Consider the following 17,781-nt stretch of genomic DNA (forward strand, 5'->3'; position numbering starts at 1 on the left):
CCCGCCATATCAGTGAAGAGCAGCAGCACGGCGGGGAACTCACGGCACAGCTGGCCTCGCTCAAGGGAACAACCGCGGCCGTTGAGGGGGAGTTCCGGCAGGGCCAAGCCGCCCTCGCCGCTTATGAAGCCTCGCAGGCAGCGAAGCGGGCCGCCGCCCGGGAACTGGCCCAACGGGAGTCCGATCGGGCGGCGAAAGCCGCAGCGGACGCCCGAGTGGAGGTGCCACCGCCCGCGCCTGGGGCGCCGCCGGGAGCTGCCGGTCCCGCTCCGGCGAACCCGGATCCGGTGAAGCCCGCCCCGGCGGACCCGGCCCCGGCCCCGGCACCCGTGCCGCCGGCCCAGCCGGTGCCGCCGCCCGTCGTCGTACCCTCCGTTCCCGGTGGTGCCGTCAATGATCCTGGCGGAGCGAAGAGCTATGCCGCCGGACGCCTGGGCGCCTACGGCTGGGGCCAGGACCAGTTCCTGTGCCTGGCGCAGCTGTGGACCAAGGAATGGAACTGGCAGACCACGGCCACCAACCCCTACTCGGGCGCCTACGGGATCCCCCAGGCACTGCCGCCCGGGAAGTACGCCAGCGCCGGCAGTGACTGGCTGACCAACTACCGGACGCAGGTTGAGTGGGGGCTGGGATACATCCGCGACAGGTACGGCTCGCCCTGCGGAGCCTGGAGCCACTCGATGGCGAACAACTGGTACTGACGCAGTACTAGGCTTTTCCCATGGCTGACTTCGAACGCTTCCGGCTGCTGCTCGAGGAGGAGCGGCAGCTGAAGCTGGCGCTGCTTCCGGCGTTGCGGGCGGACATCGCCGCAGCCAACTCCGCCCGGCAAGGCGCCAACGTGGACGACGAGCACGATCCCGAGGGTGCCACCATTGCCTTCGAATTGTCCCAGGCCTCGGCTCTGCTGAACCAGAGCTCGGCCAGCCTGGACCAGGTGGAAGCAGCCCTGGCCCGGATCGCCGCCGGAACATATGGCAGTTGCGCCGTCTGCGGACGTCCCATCGCCGAAGGCAGGCTTGAGGCCCGGCCCTGGACCCCGTACTGCATCGACCACGCAGCCGCGGGGCGCTCGTGACCACCGGCCCGGACGCCGTCGCCGAGGCGGCCGGTTTCATCGACCGCACGCTGCAGAACGAGGGCGCGTGGTACCGCGCCGACGACGTCGGCAGCAGGTTTGGCGGCGCCCTCGGCTCCTATGGTTCATCAATGGGCGCGGTCCGCGGAACCATCCGTGACGCCCTCCGCAAGTTCAAGGACCTTGACCACGATGCCGTGGTTCAGCTGGCCTCGGCACTGTGGAGCCAGCCGAAGCCGGGCGCCCGGCCGGTGTTCGAGCGCCGCCAGGCCGCGGTGGTGCTGCTCCAGACAAGGGTTGCCCTGCTGCGGCATTCGGATCTGACCCGTGTTGAGGGTTTCCTTCGGTCTGCGCACGCACCCGAACTTGCCGATCCGCTCGTCACCGACGTTTTGCGACCGCTCCTGGACAGGCTGGAGCACCGCAACCGGCAACGCGCAGAAACCGTGCTGGCCCGCTGGAGTGCCGACCCCGACGCCCGCCTGAGGGCGGCAGCAGCAACACTGTCCCACCAAAAGGAGAATGATGATGGACGATCCCTTTAACCTTGAGCGTTTTATAGCAGCCCAGGACGGCGGAACATACGATGCGGCGCTGGCGGAACTCCAGCTCGGGAACAAGTCAGGCCACTGGATGTGGTTCATCTTTCCCCAGATCGCAGGCCTGGGGCAGAGCGCAACTTCCCGCAAGTACGCCATTGATTCTTTGGCGGAGGCGCGGGCCTATCTGGACCATGACGTGCTGGGCCCGCGGCTGCTCGAGTCCGCGCAGGCGCTGACCCACCACGCCGGGCGCTCCGCAGAGGACATCCTGGGTGGCATCGACGCCCGCAAGCTGCAGTCGTCCATGACCCTGTTCCTCCGCGCCGCGCCCGGCGAGACGGTGTTCAAGACGGTCCTTGCCCAGTTTTTCGACGGCCAGCCGGACGGGTCTACCGACTCGCTGCTCGCTGACCGGGACGGGGAATAGCCGCTATGGCGTGGGGCTGCCGCCGTTGACGTTCAGGGTCTCGCCCACCACGTAGCTGGATTCCGGTGATGCGAGGAACACGTACGCCGGTGCCAGTTCGGCCGGCTGCCCGGCACGGCCCAGGGGAGTGGACTGGCCGAATTCCGGCAGTTCCTCCTTGGGCTGTCCGCTGCTCACCTGCAGCGGCGTCCAGATGGGTCCCGGCGCAACGGCGTTGACCCTGATGCCCTTGGGCGCCAGCTGTTGGGCCAGGCCCTTGGTGAAGTTGTTGATGCTGGCCTTGGTGGTGGCGTAGTCCACCAGCGTGGGCGACGGGCTGTACGCCTGGATGGAGGTGGTGTTGATAATGGTTGAACCCGCCGGCATGTGGGCAAGGGCCGCTTTGGTCAGCCAGAACATGGCGTAGACGTTGGTCTTCAGCGTGTGGTCGAACTGTTCGTCGGTGATGTCCGCCAGGTCCTTTTGGGCCACCTGCTTTCCGGCGTTGTTCACCAGGATATCCACGCTGCCCAGGACGGCCACGGCGGTCTCCACCACTTCGCGGCAGACCGCAGGATCCTTGAGGTCGCCCGGCACCTTGATGGCCTTGCGTCCGGCTGCCTCGATGATCCCCGCAATCCTGGCCGCGTCCTCTTCCTCCTGCGGGAGGTAGGACAAGACAACGTCGGCACCCTCACGGGCGAAGGCGATGGCTGTTGCCGCGCCGATGCCGGAATCGGCCCCGGTGACGATCGCTTTGCGGCCTTCGAGCCGCCCCGTGCCGCGGTAGGTTTCCTCGCCGAGGTCGGCCTTGGGCGTCAGCTCGGCGTCCAGGCCGGGTTCTGGCTGGTGCTGCTTGGGAGGGGAAATGTGTTCGTAGGCGGTGACCGGATCGCGGAATGTGTACTGGTCTGTCATGGTTTCCTCCTGCTGGTACGGCTGGATTCCTCAAAGCTAAGCATGCTTACATTTCCAGCCTAGGCACCCGAAGGCCCGCTGCCAAGCCGGGCTACCCGCGCTGTACCTCCACCAGCTGCACCCCGGCAAGGCGGCTGCCGTCAACCAAGGCCGTCATGTAGGTGCACATTGGCTGCCTCCGGCGGTCCGTGGGGGAGCCCGGGTTCAGCAGCCGCAACCCCTGCGGCGACGTGGTGTCCCATGGGATGTGGCTGTGCCCGAAGACCAGGACATCCGCATCCGGGTAGAGCGCCTCGCATCGCAGTTCACGGCCCCTGGCCTGGCCGGTCTCGTGCACCATCGCAAAACGGACGCCGTCCAGGGTGACGGCCGCCGTTTCGGGCAGCCGGGCGCGGAGCTCCAGGCCGTCGTTATTGCCATAAACGCCCACCAGCTGCCGTGCCCGCCGCTCGAATTCATCGAGCAGCGGGGCCTCCACCCAGTCTCCGGCGTGGAACACCACGTCGGCGCGTTCGACGGCGGACCACACCTGGGTGGGCAGTTCCCGCGCGCGTTTGGGGACGTGGGTATCGGCGATCAGGAGGATGTTCAGCGGCATGGGGAAATCCTGCCACGGAGACCTGTCCGGGCCCTCTCCGAAGTCGTAATCTGGGGGCTTGGAGGTGAGTGCCATGGAGGCTGCGCAGGGCGACCGCATCGTTGTGCACGGAAGGACTGTGGGGGCCACTGACCGTCACGGAGTGATCCTTGAAGTCCGGGGCGAAGGCGGAGCACCGCCGTATGTGGTCCGCTTCGACGACGGCCACGAAACCGTCATGTACCCCGGCGGTGATTTCGCCGTCGACCACGGACACGCCACCTGAGCTCCGCCGGCCGCCCTCCGGCGCCGCGGACCTGTCAGACTGGGACAATGGACCACGCATCCGTCGCCGCATCATCGATTCCGCCTGTCCGCACCGGCCCCCGCAATCCGGGCGATGCCTGGGTGGAGGGGGACCGCGGCCGCTTCTGGGGCCGTTTCGGCGCCGCCGGCGTCCTGGCCTGGGACCCTGCCCGGGGTGTGCTGCTGCAGCACCGGGCGGTCTGGAGCCACAACGGGGGAACCTGGGGTCTGCCCGGCGGCGCCCTGCACGAGGGCGAGGATGCGGTATCCGGGGCGCTACGCGAAGCCCATGAGGAGGCTGCCGTCCCGGCCGGGCACGTGGACGTGCTGTTCACGTCGGTCCTGGACCTGGGCTACTGGTCCTACACCACCGTGGTGGTCAAGGTCCGTGAGCCTTTCGAGCCCGTGATCAGCGACCCCGAAAGCATAGAACTGCTCTGGGTGCCGCTGCCCGAGGTCGCGGACAAGGACCTGCATCCCGGATTCGGCGCGGCGTGGCCCGGCCTCCGGGAGCAGCTGGCCTAGAAGTCCTTGCCGTATTCGGCGTGGACCAGGATGGGCAGGTGGTCCGATTTGCCCCGGGGCAGCGTTTCGACGCTGGTGATGTCCAGTCCCAGGGACGTGGCGAAATCGAAGTGGCCCTTGAAGACCTTGTAGCGGGTGTAGGTCCGCCGGTTGCTGAGGGACAGGGCATAACCGGAATTCTTCATGTGCAGATGCAGGTTCTTGGTGAAGAACGGGTAGTTGAAATCTCCCACCATCAGCGTCATCAGGCCCTTGCCCATGCTCAGCAATTCGGCGTGGGCCGCGTGGATCTGCTTGCGGCGCAACGAATTCGACGCCGTCAGCGGGGCGGCGTGGAAGGACCCGATGACCAGCTCGTGCTGCGTTTCGTTGTCCATCACACGCGTCCCAATCAGCCGCTCATGGGCGGGCGCCAGAACCCGGTCGTGCATCGATTTCTGCAGTGCGAAGGACTGGGTGTCCAGGGCCGTGAAGCGGCTGGTCCGGTAATAGATGGCCAGCCCCAGCCGGTTCCCCTTGGTGGCGTCCGCCAGATGGAGCGGGCCCAGGGTTTCCGGTAGGTCCGCCGCATCAACTTCCTGCAGGCACAGCGCATCGATGTCATGGTTCCGGGCGAGGGCAAGCAGTTCGCCGCTCGCTGCGTGCTTGCGGAGGTTGTAGCTGATGACGCGCATGAAACACCTCTTCCGAGGGTTGCTGACAGGACCAGTTCCTGAGTCTAGTCCGCGGCCGGACCCTCCGCTCAAACATTTCGCCGCGACCCGCTGGCCACGATTCTGCGGCATCCGGTTAGAGTTAGTGGCAATTCACTGGGATTTCCTGAAAGGCCACCGTTGACTGACGAACTCCCCGAACTGGCCGAAGGCAACGCCTACTACCAGGCACTTGGCGGCGGTCATTTCCGCTCCACCATTCACGCCCAAGGCGCCTGGAACGCGCACGAGCAGCACATGGCCCCGGCCTCCGGATTGCTGGCTGACGCCCTCGAGCGCCTCGAGCCGCGCACCGGGATGAGAATGGCGCGGCTGAGCTACGAGATCCTGGGACTGATCCCCGGCGGTGACTTCCACATCGAGGCCTCGGTGCTGCGGCCCGGCAAGACCATCGAGTTGCTCCAGGCCGAACTCGTGGCCCGGGGCAGGACTGCCATCCGTGCCACCGCCTGGCGGATGGTCACCAGCGACACATCAGCGGTGGCCGCCGTCGAAGACGCCGCCATCCCCGGCCCGGAAGACTGCAAACCCTACGACGGGTCCGCCATCTGGCCCGGCGGCTACATCCGGTCACTGGAGATGCGGGTGGCGGAAGGGCACCGTCCCGGCGCAGGCAAGGTCTGGCTTCGCACAGCGCATCCGCTGACCGACCGCGAAGACAGCGGAGACCTTGCCCGACTCATGGGGCTGGTGGACACCGCCAACGGCATTGCCGCGCGGGTTCCGCCGGGACCGGAGAGCTACGCTTTCCCCAACCTGGACCTGCAGGTCCACATGTACCGCCGGCCCGAGGGGGAGTGGCTTGGGCTGGACAATGCCGTCTCGTTCGGCCGGGACGGCATTGGCCTGACGTCAACGGTCCTGCATGATCTCCAGGGCCCGTTCGGCAGGGCCGAACAGATCCTCACCCTGCGCCAAACCTGAACGTCAACCCCATAGCTGCCGCGCCCTTCCAGACGTATCGTTAACTGTGTCGTTGTATATCGTTCACGATCTTCAGAGGAGATCCCCATGCGTGGCTCATACCAGGGATACGGATTCGGCAGCAACAACATCGATGGCCTCTGGCAGGCTATCGAGGACTTCCGTTCCCGCTTCGAAAAGCCGGAAGGCACCCGGGCCGGTAAAGGTGAAGTGCGGGCTGCGGTCCTTGCCCTGCTGGCAGAGCGGCCCATGCACGGCTACCAGATCATCCGCGAGATCGAGGAACGCAGCGGCGGCAGTTGGAAGCCCAGCGCCGGTTCTGTCTACCCCACCCTGCAGTTGCTCGCCGATGAGGGTGTGATCCGGGCCGAGGAGTCCAACGGCCGCAAAATCTACTCCCTGACCGAAGCCGGCCGGGACGAGGCGGCCGGGAGCGCCGCAGGGACTCCCTGGGCCGGGGCAGGGCCGCAGTCCACAACCGGATTCGCTGCCCTTCCCAAGGCAGGCGTTGAACTGGCCCAGGCCGCCGCGCAGGTGGGACGGACCGGCACCCCGGAGCAGGTGAAGCAGGCGGTGGCAGTGCTGGACGAGGCACGCCGGCGGATGTACTCGATCCTCGCCCAGGACTGACGGGGTGGTTTCCGGCCCCCGCCGGCAGGTGGGCCAGGATGCACTCCCGGGCCACGTCCGTTCCCGCTACCGCCGCATCCTGCGCTTTGCCGCACGGCACCTGGCCGCAGTGTGGTGGTATGAGCTTCTGCTGCCCCGGATAGGGCTGGCCAGGGTTGCCGAGCGGACCCGTTCGGCCAGGATGCAGCGGTTCGCGCGCCGTTTCCACGCACTGGCTGTGGAGCTCGGCGGACTCATGATCAAGGTAGGCCAGTTCCTGTCATCCAGGCTTGATGTCCTGCCTCCGGAAATCACGGAGGAACTCCAGGGCCTGCAGGATGAGGTGCCGCCTGTTGCGTTCCCGGCCATCCGGGCCCTTGCCTCCGCCGAGCTGGGCTTTCCCCTTGACGAGGTGTTTGCCGCGTTCGAGGAGGAGCCCCTGGCCGCGGCCTCCCTGGGCCAGGCGCACCGGGCGCGGCTGCGGCCCTCCGACGCGGAGGCGGCCGGGGTCAAGGACGTGGTGGTCAAGGTGCAGCGTCCGGGCATTGAGGCGATTGTCGCCGTCGACCTCGCAGCCCTGCGGAAGGTGGGCGGCTGGCTCAGCCACTTCCGGATCGTGGCCGACCGCGCCGACATGCCCTCCCTGGTGGAGGAATTTGCGCAGACCAGCCTGGAGGAGATCGACTACCTCCACGAGGCTGCCAGTGCCGAGCGGTTCGCGGCGGACTTCGCCGGGGACGGTCGGGTCCACGTGCCGGTGCCCGCCTGGGAGCGGTGCACCCGCCGCGTGCTCACCCTGGAGGATGTCACAGCCATCAAGATCACGGACACGGATGCGCTCCGCAGGGCCGGCATCGACCCCGCAGAAGTGGCGCCGGTGTTCGCCTCGGTCATGTTCGACCAGTTGTTCACCAACGGCTTCTTCCACGCCGACCCGCACCCGGGCAATATCTTCGTCACGCCCACCCGGCCTGGTGCCGGCCGCCAGCCCTGGAAACTGACCTTCATCGACTTCGGCATGATGGGCGAGGTAACTCCCTCCACCCGCAGCGGCTTGCGCAAGCTGCTGATCGCGGCGGCGGCCCGCGACGGCAAAGGACTGGTTGCCGCCATCCGCGACGTCGGCGTGTTGGTGCCGTCGGCGGACACGGTGGAGCTGGAACGGGCCATGACGCATTTATTCGCACGGTTTGGCGGGATGGGTTTCGCCGAGCTCCGCGAGGTGGATCCGCGCGAATTCCGCGACTTTGCCGAGGAATTCGGCGAAGTGGTCCGGTCCCTGCCGTTCCAGCTTCCCGAGAACTTCCTGCTGATCATCCGGGCAATGTCCCTCACATCCGGGGTATGCAGTTCGCTGGATGAGCGCTTCAACCTGTGGGACTCGGTAGAACCCTATGCCGCCCGGCTGCTGCGGGAAGAGGGCGGGAACATTGTCCAGGACGCCGCCCGGCAGGTGGCCGGGGCCGCGGGACTTGCGCTTCGGCTGCCGCAGAGGGTGGATGAGCTGGTCACCCGGATCGGTGAAGGGAGCGTGGCCGTTGCCAACCCCCGGCTGGAGCGGCAGGTGGCCAGGCTGGACCGCACGGCCCGCCGGACGGCGTCGGCAGTGGTCTTCGCGGCGCTGCTCATCGCCGGGGCCGTGGTCCGCGCCGACGACGCCGTACTCGGCACCGCACTGATGGCCTCGTCCGTGGTTCCGCTGCTCCACGGCGCCTGGGTTGGCCGGAGGGGACGGTAGCCCGGCGCCCGGCCGGTGGGTCGGGCAGCTGGCAGGGCGCACGACGGCGTACCCTAGGTTGGGCCGTCCCGCACCGCCGCGGCAGGGCCAGGAACAGCATCATGACGACCAAGGGAGCCCAGCGCCATGGCCCACCACCCTGACTCCGGAACCCTGACAGTGGTCAGGCAGGACGTCTCACTCGGTGCCGCCCGGGACCTTGAGTTGGGCCTCGAGCTGCTCGCCAGGGCGCGCACCGGGAGCATGGGTCCCACCCTTCGGCTGTACCGCCCCGCCCCAACGGTGGCATTCGGCCAGCGCGACACCCGGCTTCCCGGGTTTGAGGCCGCAGCCCAGGCGTGCCGGGACGACGGCTTTGAACCCCTGGTCCGCCGCGCCGGTGGCCGCGCGGCCGCCTACCACCAGGGCACCCTGGTGGTGGATCACATTGAGCCCGATGACGATGCCATCGCCGGTTCCAAAAGCCGCTTCGGCTATTTCGGGGAGCTCTTCGCCGACGCCCTGCGCAGGGTGGGTGTGCACGCAGCCGTAGGGGAGATCCCGGGGGAATACTGTCCCGGGGAATACAGCGTCCACGGCACGGACGCGGCGGACGGGTCCCGCATCAAACTCGTAGGGACAGCGCAGCGGGTGGTGGCCGGCGGCTGGCTGTTCAGCTCGGTCATAGTAGTGGAGGACTCCGCACCTATCCGTAGGGTCCTGACCGGCAGCTACGCCGCGCTGGGCCTCGACTGGGACCCGGCCACGGCCGGCGCCGCGGACGACCTTGTCCCGGGCCTGACGGTGGAGGCAGTCACCGACGCCCTGCTCGAAACGTACGCGGGCCATGCCACCCTGGCTTCAGCGCCGTTCGGCAGCCTGGGGGCATGACCCGCGTCTCCTGGATCACCAGTGTCTGGGTGTGGCGGCCCGGAGTCATGGCCGATGAGGCCGCACCGTCCTTGGCTAAGCCGCGAGGCGGTTCTTGACCTCTGCTGCGGACGGGTTGGTGGCCGCGGTGCCGTCCGGGAACAGGACGGTGGGTACGGTCCGGTTGCCGCCGTTGATTTGCTCCACGAGTTCGGCGGTGCCTTCCACTTCCTCGATGTTGATTTCCGTGTAGCCGATGCCCTGTGCGTCGAGCTGCTTCTTCAGCCGGTTGCAGTAGCCGCACCAGGTGGTGGAAAACATGGTGATGGTGCCGGTTTCGGGAGTGAAATCCACAGGGTTCTCCTCTGGTTGAAATGAAGGATTCGTTCGGGACAACGGTAGCGTGCCCGCCCGTATTCCCCGGCGTCCGGCCGTCCCGGCCCTGCCCGGATGACAGTATGTGGCGGCGATGGCATGCTGGAGCCATGTGTGGACGCTACGTAATGGCACGCGCCGTGGGGGACCTCCTGGCAGAATTCGACGCCGAACTGGAGGACGAGGTGAGCATTCCGCCGTCGTGGAATGTAGCCCCCACCGATGCCGTCCCCATCGTCCTCGAGCGGCTGGTTGACGACGGCCCGGATGCCCGGCAGGTCCGCCAACTGCACGTCGCACGCTGGGGCCTGGTTCCTTCCTGGGCCAAGGATCCGGGCGTCGGGTCCAAGATGATCAACGCCCGCAGCGAATCGGTGCTGGAGAAGCCCGCATTCCGGAAGGCGATCAAGTCACGGCGCTGCGCTGTACCTGCCGATGGCTACTACGAGTGGAAGCAGGGCCCCGGGAAGTCCAAGCAGCCGTACTATGTGCATCCCGGCGCGGGCGGGGGCCTGGCTTTCGCCGGCCTCTACGAGTGGTGGCGCGATCCGTCGGTGCCGGCCGGCGAGCCGGGCCAGTGGCTGCTTTCCACGTCCATCCTGACGGCGGACACCCCGCCGCCGGGCTCCGAATCGACGGTGTTCGGGAAACTGACCGCTCTCCATGACCGGGTGCCCCTTCCCATGGACCGGGACACCATGCAGGCCTGGCTTGATCCGCAGGCTGACGACGCCGCCGCCCTGGTGGACATGGTGCGGTCCGGGGTCAAGGATGTGGCCGCTGACTGGCACGTGGAGTCCGTGGGCAAAGACGTGGGCAATGTGCGCAATAACGGACCTGAACTCATCCGGCCCGTGGAGGCCCTCTTCTAGCAGTCCGGAGCGGCGGGACGGAAACTCAGACGGTAACCGTACCGTCGTCGTCCACTGCCCAGGTGGGGTTGTACGCAACTTCCCAGCGGAAACCGTCCGGATCGGAGAAGTACCCCGTGTATCCGCCCCAAGGCTGGGTGACAGGTTCGCCGGTGACTGTAGCCCCGGCGGCTTTCGCCTCGTCCAGGACCCGGTCCACCTCGTCGGTGCCACTCACGTTATGGCTCAGGGTGATGCAGGGGACCGGCCCGGGAGCGTCGACCCCGGCCTCAGCGCGCATCTGGCCCGCATCCCAGAGGGAAAGCACAAGCCCGTGGTTGGCCTGGATGAAAACCACTTCGCCGGGGACCTCCCGGTGAACGGGCCACCCGAGTCCGTCGACATAGAAGGCCCGGGAGGCCGGAACACTGCGGACACCTAGCGAGATGAAGTCGACTCTGGGTTGCATGCTTCGATACTGTCAGAAGATGGCAACAATTCAAGGAAACGACCGGGATGCACTGGCCGACAAGGAACAGCTCGCCGCAGTCCGAATTGCCGTGGATGAGGTGGACGATCAAATCGTCACCCTCATTGCGCGCCGCGAACGCCTGATCAGGATCGCCGGCACCCTCAAGGGTGACGACGCCGAAGTCCGTGCCCCTGACCGCGTGGAGAAGATCATCCAGCATGTCCGCTCCGCAGCCGAGAAGAAGGACATCGACCCGGACATCGTGGAAGCGACGTACCGGGCCATGATTTCCGGGTTCATTGAACTTGAACTCCGGGTCCACCACGAAGACAACGGCTGACCAGCCACTGGTCACCCCTGCCTAACCTGCAGCTGCCATGCTGCGGGGCCTAGAGGTTTTCGTCCACCTTCACGCCGGACTGGAAGTCCCTGCCGTCAGCTTCGCTGAAGCCTGTCATCACATGGCCTTTGCCGAGGCCATTGATTGCTGCCATGGGGAAGTTCCCTGTGATGGTGCTGCCTGAATGGCTGACGCCGCCCAGGTCGTAGTTTTCCTCACAGTTCTGTTCGTGGTTAAACGAAAAGAAGGCTATGGCCTCCCCGTTTATGAATTCGATGCCCAGCCGGCGCTGGGATGAGTAGTCCGGACTCGCCGCCACAAGACCCACCACATAGGCGCCGGAACCGGGAATGTTGCCGTCTATATCGAACGTGGCCACAAGTGTGGAGTCCTGTGCCTTGATGCTGACTTGTTTGAGGAGTGCGTCAGAGGTGCTCATGCACCCATCCTGCTCCCTGCAGAACTGTCAGTCCACCCCCTTAAACCGCGATTCTATGCATTGGGTGGAGCCGGGCGTAGACTGGAGTTGTTCGAACACATATTCGAATACTTTTCCCAGTTTGCAGTACCAGCCAGTCCCGGAGGCGCCATGGGCATGTTCAGCGAATCAGTTGATGTCGCCTGCACCCCCGACGGCCTTCCCCAGAGCCTTGTCTGGGCCGGGCGTAGCTATGACATCTGCGCCGAACCCCTCCGCTGGTACGAACGCCGCCAATGGTGGGCTGAGGAAAGCCGGGTGCCCCTGGGAAGCGGGCCCGGGATGGTGGACCACGAAATCTGGCGGATCCAGGTCGTGCCACAGGTTTCACCAGGACGCCGCCCCGGTACGGAAATCCAGCCCATGGAACCTCTCACGCTTGATCTCACCCGGCACATCCGCAGTGGCAGGTGGCGGCTGCTGCGCATCCACGACGCCCTTCGACCCAGAACAGCATGAGTTTTACGCACCTGCATGTCTCCACCGCCTTCAGCGCGCATTACGGAGTCTCCTGGCCGGAGGAATTGGCCCAAGCCGCCGCTGACGACGGCGCCTCAGCGCTCGCCTGCACCGACCGCGACGGGCTGTACGGCACCATCAAGCACCTCAAGGCCTGCATGGCCGCCGGCCTCGACCCCATCGTTGGGGTTGACCTTGCGGTGCTTGACGACGACGGCGATCGCCGCACCGAGGTGTCCGGACGGGTTGTTGTGCTCGCCAAGGGGCACAACAACGGTGCCGGTTACAGGGCGCTGTGCCGGCTGATCTCAGACGCCCACGCCAGGACGTCCGGCCGGGCGGGAGGAACGGTACCAGTGGCCGTTACCCGTGCAGAGCTGGCTTCAAGGACCCTGGACCCCCAAACACTCAAACCAGTCCTGGTGGTCCTCATTGGGCCGGACTCCGATGTGGGGCGTGCCATGGGCGGAAGGCGGTACCTGCGTCCCCGCACCCTGTTCAAGCAATGGCTCGATGCCATGCCGGCAGGGACAGTGGTGGCAGAGATTGTTTCCCAGCTCAGCGCCCCCGGGTCACCCCTGAGCACCGCCCATGCGGTAAGGATGCTCCGCCTGGCCGAAGAGCACCGTGTTCCCGCGGTCCTCACCAATGCCGTCAGGTACTGCGGAGCGGACGGAGCACCCACCGCTGATGTCCTTGACTCAGCACGCACGCTCAAATCACTGCCCGAACTGGCCGGCGAACCCCTCCTGCAGCCCACCGGGCAGGGATGGCTGAAAACCTCGGACCATATGCGCCGGCTTGCCCGGGAAGTCATTTCCGCAGCCGGTTACGGCAACGCCGACCTCACCCAGCTCCTTGCGCAGACCGAGGCGCTCGCCGATGCCTGCAGGATCGATCCTGCCAGTGACATGGGGTGGAAGCAGCCTGTTGTTCCGGAGGCGTCCATCATCGGGATCAACCAGGACCCTGCACTGGAACTGGTCCAGCGGTGCCACGCCGGAATTGCCAGGCGCTTCCCCGGGATTACCGGCACCGCGGAACAAACCATGCTCACCAGGCTCGAACATGAGCTGAACATCATCCGCAACCTCAACTTCTCCTCCTACTTCCTGACCGTGGCAGAAGTTTCCCGGATGATCCAGGACATGGGAGTCCGCGCCGCAGCCCGGGGATCAGGTGCTTCCAGCCTGGTCAACTACCTGATTGACGTCAGCCAGGTAAATCCGCTGCAGCATGACCTGATCTTTGAGCGTTTCCTGTCCCAGGACAGGGCCACCCTTCCGGATATCGACATCGACGTCGAAAGCGCAGAACGCCACAACGTCTACCGCAGGATCTTCGAACGGTTCGGGGCTGAACGGGTCACGCTGATGAGCATGCAAAACGGATACAGGGCCAGGGGAGCAGTACGCGACGCCGGCCTCGCCCTGGGCATGGACGGCGACGAAGTGGGGGAGATCGCTAAGCAGCTGTGGCGCTTTTCCGCAGGTAAATTCCGGGAAGCGCTCCAGGAAAAACCTGAGCTGCGCGATTTTGCAGGACGGGTGGAACAGCGGGACACGGACGGCAACCAGCAACTGGATCTCCTGGTGGACCTGACCGAGCGCCTTGACCGGCTGCCCCGCCACATCTCCATGCACCCCTGCGGAGTGATCCTGGGTGACGCCACCCTGCTGGACCGCACCCCGGTGCAGCCCAGCGGGTTGGGGCTGCCCATGAGCCAGTTCGACAAACACGACATGGACCCCATGGGAATGCTGAAACTTGATGTCCTGGGCGTCAGGATGCAAAGCGCCATGGCGTTTGCCGTCCGTGAGGTCATCAGGCTCCACCCCTCCAAGGCGGAGGTTGTGGCTGCCGGGAACCACACCCGCGGTCTTCAGGGGACCGGCCCGGACTACATCGCAGATAACGGGCACATCGACCTCAATGCCGTTCCGCTGGACGACGAAGCAACGTTCGAACTCATCAGGAGTACCCACACGCTGGGTTGTTTCCAGATCGAGTCCCCCGGCCAGCGGGAACTGATCGGCAAAATGGCACCCCGGGAATTCAACGACCTCATCATCGACATTTCCCTGTTCCGGCCGGGGCCAATGAAATCGGACATGGTCCGGCCCTTCCTGGAGCACCGGCACGGCTTCGCCCCTGAGGTATACCCCCACCCTGACCTCAAGCCTGTCCTCGCTGAGACCCATGGGGTCACTGTGTTCCATGAGCAGATCCTTAAGACCTTCGACGTCATGACTCACTGCGGTCTTGCCCGTGCCGACGAGTTCCGCCGCGCCCTGGGCAATGAACATCGCGAACCCGCTGTGGAGGAGTTCTTCCGCAGGGAAGCCCGGGCAAAGGGTTACACCCCTGATGTGGTGGACAAAGTCTGGGGAACCCTGAAGGCCTTCGGCAGTTTCGGGTTCTGCAAAGCACACGGCGCCGCCTTTGCGGTTCCCACGTACCAGTCCGCGTGGCTAAAGGCGCACCACCCGGAAGCATTCCTGGCGGGACTGTGGGAACACGATCCAGGCATGTACCCCAAACGGTTGCTGGTCTCTGAAGCACGGCGCCTTGGCATCCCCATCCTTCCGCTGGACATCAACCGGAGCAAGGACGAATACCGGGTGGAACGGATCCTGTCCGGACCCGATTCCGGAAAGCTGGGGATCCGGCTCAGCCTGAAAGGCATCTACGGGCTTTCGGGAACTGAACTGAAGCGGCTCGTCGCCGGGCAGCCCTTTGACTCTCTCGCGGACCTTCGGTCGCGTTCCAGGATCAGCAAGCCCAGCATCAAGAGGCTTGCCCAGCTTGGTGCGTTCGACTCCCTCCACCGGGAAGCAGGAGGAACTGCCAACCGTGCCGACCTCGTCCAGCATCTGCAACAGCTTCAGGCCTCGGGAAGCCGGAAGGGCACCGACGTGCTGGAAGGCCAGCTGTCTTTCCCGCTGGGCGACATTGAGTTGCGCAACGTCAAGCCAGGGCTGCCCACACCGACCCTGGTGGAAACAGTCCGGGCCGAACTTGACCTGATGGCTGTGGATGTCAGCACCCACCTGATGGACAGCCACCGCCCCGTCCTGGAAAGGCTGGGCGTCACCACGGCTGACAGGCTGTTGGGATTGCGGAACGGAACCGAAGTGCTGGTGGCAGGCGTCCGGGTCGCCACCCAAACGCCGCCGATGCGTGGGGGCAGGCGGGTGGTGTTCATCAGCATCGACGACGGTACCGGCTGCGTCGATTCAGTGTTCTTCCACGAAGCCCAGGAAAGCGCCGGGCCGCTCCTTTTTGGCACCAGGATGCTGCTGATCCGGGGCACCACACGGAGGACCGGCCCACGGGGAATCAGCCTGAGCGCCAGCATGGCCTGGGACCTCGGCAGGCCCGAAACGCTGCCGTTCCCGCCGTCGGAACCTTCCTTCCAGGACGTTGCGCACCCGCTTGATGGCATTACCAGGAGCCTTGCCATCACCGGTTTCAACGGCTGACTTCGGCTTCGCAGCTGCAGTGTGCCGCGTTGGTCGGCCCTCCGCCGAACCGATAGCATTGACGGTGGCTGGCTGTGGTCCCCGTACGCCGCAAGCTATGAAGCCTCAACTTTGAATAGGAGACACCCGTGTCAGATGCCCAGCAGATCACCCTTCTCGTCGATGGCGAAGAGACCAAGGTGACTACCGGGACAACCGGTGCGGAACTCTTCTTTGAGCGCCGCGATGTTGTCGTGGCCCGCGTTAACGGCGAACTCAAGGACCTGGACCAGGAACTGCCCGAAGGTGCCGAGGTGGAAGGCGTCACCATCGAATCCCCTGACGGACTGAACGTCCTGCGCCACTCCACCGCCCACGTCATGGCCCAGGCTGTCCAGCAGCTGCGCCCCGACGCCAAGCTCGGCATCGGCCCCTACATCACCGATGGCTTCTACTTCGACTTCGATGTCGCTGAGCCCTTCACCCCCGAGGACCTCAAGACCCTCGAGAAGATGATGCAGAAGATCATCAACCAGAACCAGAAGTTCGTCCGCCGCGTTGTCAGCGAAGACCAAGCCCGCGAAGCCATGAAGAACGAGCCCTACAAGCTCGAACTGCTGGGCAAGAAAAACGAAGCCGCCGAGGCCGGCGAAGGCGTGAACGTCGAGGTCGGCGCCGGCGACATCACCATCTACGACAATGTGGAGCGCAAGGAAGGCACCATTGTCTGGTGTGACCTTTGCCGCGGCCCGCACCTGCCCAACACCAAGCTCATCTCCAACGCCTTCGCCCTGACCCGTTCCTCGTCCGCCTACTGGCTGGGCAACCAGAAGAACCAGCAGCTGCAGCGCATCTACGGCACTGCCTGGCCCACCAAGGACGCCCTCAAGGCCTACCAGGAACGGATCGCCGAGGCCGAACGGCGTGACCACCGCAAGCTTGGTTCCGAGCTTGACCTGTTCTCGTTCCCCGATGAGCTGGGCTCGGGCCTCCCCGTATTCCACCCCAAGGGCGGCATCATCCGCAAGGAGATGGAGGACTACTCCCGCCAGCGGCACGTGGAGGCCGGCTACGAGTTCGTCTACACCCCGCACATCACCAAGGGCCACCTGTACGAGGTTTCCGGTCACCTGGACTGGTACAAGGAGGGCATGTTCCCGGCGATGCATGTCGACGCCGAGCTCAATGAGGACGGCACTGTCCGCAAGCCCGGCCAGGACTATTACCTGAAGCCGATGAACTGCCCCATGCATAACCTGATCTTCCGCTCGCGCGGCCGCTCGTACCGCGAACTTCCGCTGCGCCTGTTTGAATTCGGCTCCGTCTACCGGTACGAGAAGTCCGGCGTGGTCCACGGCCTGACCCGTGTCCGAGGGATGACACAGGACGATGCCCACATATACTGCACCCGCGAGCAGATGAAGGACGAGCTCACCAAGACGCTCACCTTTGTCCTGGACCTGCTCAAGGACTACGGCCTCAACGACTTCTATCTGGAACTGTCCACCAAGGACCCGGAAAAGTATGTCGGTGAGGACGCTGCGTGGGAGGAAGCCACCCGCACCCTGGCCGAAGTGGCCCAGGAATCGGGACTGGAACTCGTGCCCGATCCGGGTGGAGCCGCGTTCTACGGCCCCAAGATCTCCGTACAGGCCAAGGACGCCCTGGGCCGCACCTGGCAGATGTCCACCATCCAGCTGGACTTCAACCTGCCCGAGCGCTTCGAACTGGAATTCCAGGCGGCCGACGGCAGCCGGCAGCGTCCCGTGATGATCCACCGTGCGCTTTTCGGCTCGGTGGAGAGGTTCATGGGCGTCCTCACCGAACACTACGCAGGTGCCTTCCCGGCATGGCTGGCGCCCGTCCAGGTGGTGGGCATCCCGGTGGCCGAAACCTTCAACGAGTACATGTTCGACGTCGTCGACCAGCTGAAGGCGGCCGGTATCCGCGCCGAGGTGGACACCTCCTCGGACCGGTTCCCGAAGAAGATCCGCACCGCCAGCAAGGACAAAATTCCGTTCGTGCTGATCGCCGGCGGAGACGACGCCGAAGCCGGCGCGGTTTCCTTCCGGTTCCGGGACGGCAGCCAGGACAACGGCGTGCCGGTGGCAGAGGCAGTCAAGCGGATCACCGAAGCCGTACGTAACCGGACCAGCTAGC

General features: G+C 65.6%; 21 protein-coding genes. 15 read left to right on the forward strand and 6 right to left on the reverse strand.

All coding sequences use genetic code 11. The features are described from left to right. From UC32_RS17690 to UC32_RS17705, 4 genes are all read left to right on the forward strand, one after another. On the forward strand, positions 1-701 hold a 701-nt coding region (locus UC32_RS17690), incomplete at its 5' end, for an aggregation-promoting factor C-terminal-like domain-containing protein (protein WP_045732500.1). Between the two features lie 20 nt (positions 702-721). Beyond that, the gene (locus UC32_RS17695; protein ID WP_045732501.1) at positions 722-1,078 is read left to right on the forward strand and encodes a TraR/DksA family transcriptional regulator; all 357 of its coding nucleotides are present in this window, start codon (positions 722-724) and stop codon (positions 1,076-1,078) included. Beyond that, on the forward strand, positions 1,075-1,623 hold the full coding sequence (locus UC32_RS17700; protein WP_045732502.1) for a DNA alkylation repair protein: 549 nt from the start codon (positions 1,075-1,077) through the stop codon (positions 1,621-1,623). Before UC32_RS17695 ends, UC32_RS17700 begins: the two co-directional genes overlap by 4 nt. Next, positions 1,607-2,047 carry a DUF1810 domain-containing protein gene (locus UC32_RS17705; protein WP_045732503.1) on the forward strand — a complete coding sequence of 147 codons (441 nt, stop codon included), beginning with the start codon at positions 1,607-1,609 and terminating at the stop codon, positions 2,045-2,047. The genes UC32_RS17700 and UC32_RS17705 overlap by 17 nt, the downstream gene beginning before the upstream one ends. A gap of 3 nt (positions 2,048-2,050) precedes the next feature. Here UC32_RS17705 and UC32_RS17710 read toward each other — a convergent pair whose 3' ends face one another. Beyond that, on the reverse strand, positions 2,051-2,944 hold the full coding sequence (locus tag UC32_RS17710) for a glucose 1-dehydrogenase (RefSeq protein WP_045732504.1): 894 nt from the start codon (positions 2,942-2,944) through the stop codon (positions 2,051-2,053). A gap of 91 nt (positions 2,945-3,035) precedes the next feature. Then, positions 3,036-3,542 (reverse strand): metallophosphoesterase family protein, encoded by a 507-nt coding sequence (locus UC32_RS17715; RefSeq protein ID WP_152642658.1) that lies wholly within the window; start codon positions 3,540-3,542, stop codon positions 3,036-3,038. Between the two features lie 73 nt (positions 3,543-3,615). Here UC32_RS17715 and UC32_RS17720 point away from each other — a divergent pair, with 73 nt between their 5' ends. Both UC32_RS17720 and UC32_RS17725 read left to right on the forward strand, forming a co-directional pair. Then, on the forward strand, positions 3,616-3,807 hold the full coding sequence (locus UC32_RS17720; protein ID WP_045732505.1) for a DUF1918 domain-containing protein: 192 nt from the start codon (positions 3,616-3,618) through the stop codon (positions 3,805-3,807). A 47-nt stretch (positions 3,808-3,854) separates the two neighbouring features. Continuing rightward, positions 3,855-4,352: an NUDIX domain-containing protein gene (locus UC32_RS17725; RefSeq protein ID WP_045732506.1), complete on the forward strand. Its 498-nt coding sequence runs from the start codon at positions 3,855-3,857 to the stop codon at positions 4,350-4,352. Here the strand turns inward: UC32_RS17725 and UC32_RS17730 are convergent. Next, positions 4,349-5,026 (reverse strand): endonuclease/exonuclease/phosphatase family protein, encoded by a 678-nt coding sequence (locus tag UC32_RS17730; RefSeq protein ID WP_045732507.1) that lies wholly within the window; start codon positions 5,024-5,026, stop codon positions 4,349-4,351. The genes UC32_RS17725 and UC32_RS17730 overlap by 4 nt on opposite strands. A gap of 159 nt (positions 5,027-5,185) precedes the next feature. On the opposite strand from UC32_RS17730, the gene UC32_RS17735 reads away from it, so the two are divergent. From UC32_RS17735 to UC32_RS17750, 4 genes are all read left to right on the forward strand, one after another. Continuing rightward, positions 5,186-5,989: a thioesterase family protein gene (locus UC32_RS17735; RefSeq protein ID WP_045732508.1), complete on the forward strand. Its 804-nt coding sequence runs from the start codon at positions 5,186-5,188 to the stop codon at positions 5,987-5,989. A gap of 87 nt (positions 5,990-6,076) precedes the next feature. Further along, on the forward strand, positions 6,077-6,619 hold the full coding sequence (locus UC32_RS17740; protein WP_045732509.1) for a PadR family transcriptional regulator: 543 nt from the start codon (positions 6,077-6,079) through the stop codon (positions 6,617-6,619). 4 nt (positions 6,620-6,623) lie between these two features. Continuing rightward, positions 6,624-8,336, forward strand: coding sequence for an ABC1 kinase family protein (locus UC32_RS17745; RefSeq protein ID WP_045732510.1), 1,713 nt, complete (start codon positions 6,624-6,626; stop codon positions 8,334-8,336). 126 nt (positions 8,337-8,462) lie between these two features. Next, entirely contained in the window at positions 8,463-9,206 is a 744-nt protein-coding gene (locus UC32_RS17750; RefSeq protein ID WP_045732511.1) for a lipoate--protein ligase family protein, read from the forward strand. Between the two features lie 75 nt (positions 9,207-9,281). On the opposite strand, the gene UC32_RS17755 is transcribed toward UC32_RS17750, so the two are convergent. Next, a complete protein-coding gene (locus UC32_RS17755) occupies positions 9,282-9,539 on the reverse strand; it encodes a mycoredoxin (protein WP_015937242.1) in 258 nt (85 codons plus the stop codon). Positions 9,540-9,670: 131 nt separating this feature from the next. On the opposite strand from UC32_RS17755, the gene UC32_RS17760 reads away from it, so the two are divergent. Further along, positions 9,671-10,432, forward strand: coding sequence for an SOS response-associated peptidase (locus UC32_RS17760; protein ID WP_082072209.1), 762 nt, complete (start codon positions 9,671-9,673; stop codon positions 10,430-10,432). Between the two features lie 25 nt (positions 10,433-10,457). Here the strand turns inward: UC32_RS17760 and UC32_RS17765 are convergent, their stop codons facing one another. Beyond that, positions 10,458-10,880, reverse strand: coding sequence for a VOC family protein (locus UC32_RS17765; protein ID WP_045732513.1), 423 nt, complete (start codon positions 10,878-10,880; stop codon positions 10,458-10,460). 19 nt (positions 10,881-10,899) lie between these two features. Between UC32_RS17765 and UC32_RS17770 the strand changes: the two genes are divergently transcribed. Then, entirely contained in the window at positions 10,900-11,223 is a 324-nt protein-coding gene (locus tag UC32_RS17770; RefSeq protein WP_015937239.1) for a chorismate mutase, read from the forward strand. Between the two features lie 49 nt (positions 11,224-11,272). On the opposite strand, the gene UC32_RS17775 is transcribed toward UC32_RS17770, so the two are convergent. Beyond that, positions 11,273-11,662: a hypothetical protein gene (locus tag UC32_RS17775; RefSeq protein ID WP_045732514.1), complete on the reverse strand. Its 390-nt coding sequence runs from the start codon at positions 11,660-11,662 to the stop codon at positions 11,273-11,275. A gap of 150 nt (positions 11,663-11,812) precedes the next feature. On the opposite strand from UC32_RS17775, the gene UC32_RS17780 reads away from it, so the two are divergent. The 3 genes from UC32_RS17780 to thrS all read left to right on the forward strand — a co-directional run bounded on the left by UC32_RS17780 (position 11,813) and on the right by thrS (position 17,780). Further along, positions 11,813-12,160, forward strand: a complete 348-nt coding sequence (locus UC32_RS17780; protein ID WP_045732515.1) for a DUF6504 family protein — start codon at positions 11,813-11,815, stop codon at positions 12,158-12,160. Further along, the gene (locus UC32_RS17785) at positions 12,157-15,642 is read left to right on the forward strand and encodes a DNA polymerase III subunit alpha (RefSeq protein ID WP_045732516.1); all 3,486 of its coding nucleotides are present in this window, start codon (positions 12,157-12,159) and stop codon (positions 15,640-15,642) included. The genes UC32_RS17780 and UC32_RS17785 overlap by 4 nt, the downstream gene beginning before the upstream one ends. 128 nt (positions 15,643-15,770) lie before the next feature. Beyond that, the gene (gene thrS / locus UC32_RS17790) at positions 15,771-17,780 is read left to right on the forward strand and encodes a threonine--tRNA ligase (protein ID WP_045732517.1); all 2,010 of its coding nucleotides are present in this window, start codon (positions 15,771-15,773) and stop codon (positions 17,778-17,780) included. Position 17,781: the final 1 nt, after the last annotated feature.

Origin of the sequence: Pseudarthrobacter chlorophenolicus (genome assembly GCF_000962805.1) — a bacterium.
Classification (GTDB): Bacteria; Actinomycetota; Actinomycetes; order Actinomycetales; family Micrococcaceae; genus Arthrobacter; species Arthrobacter chlorophenolicus_A.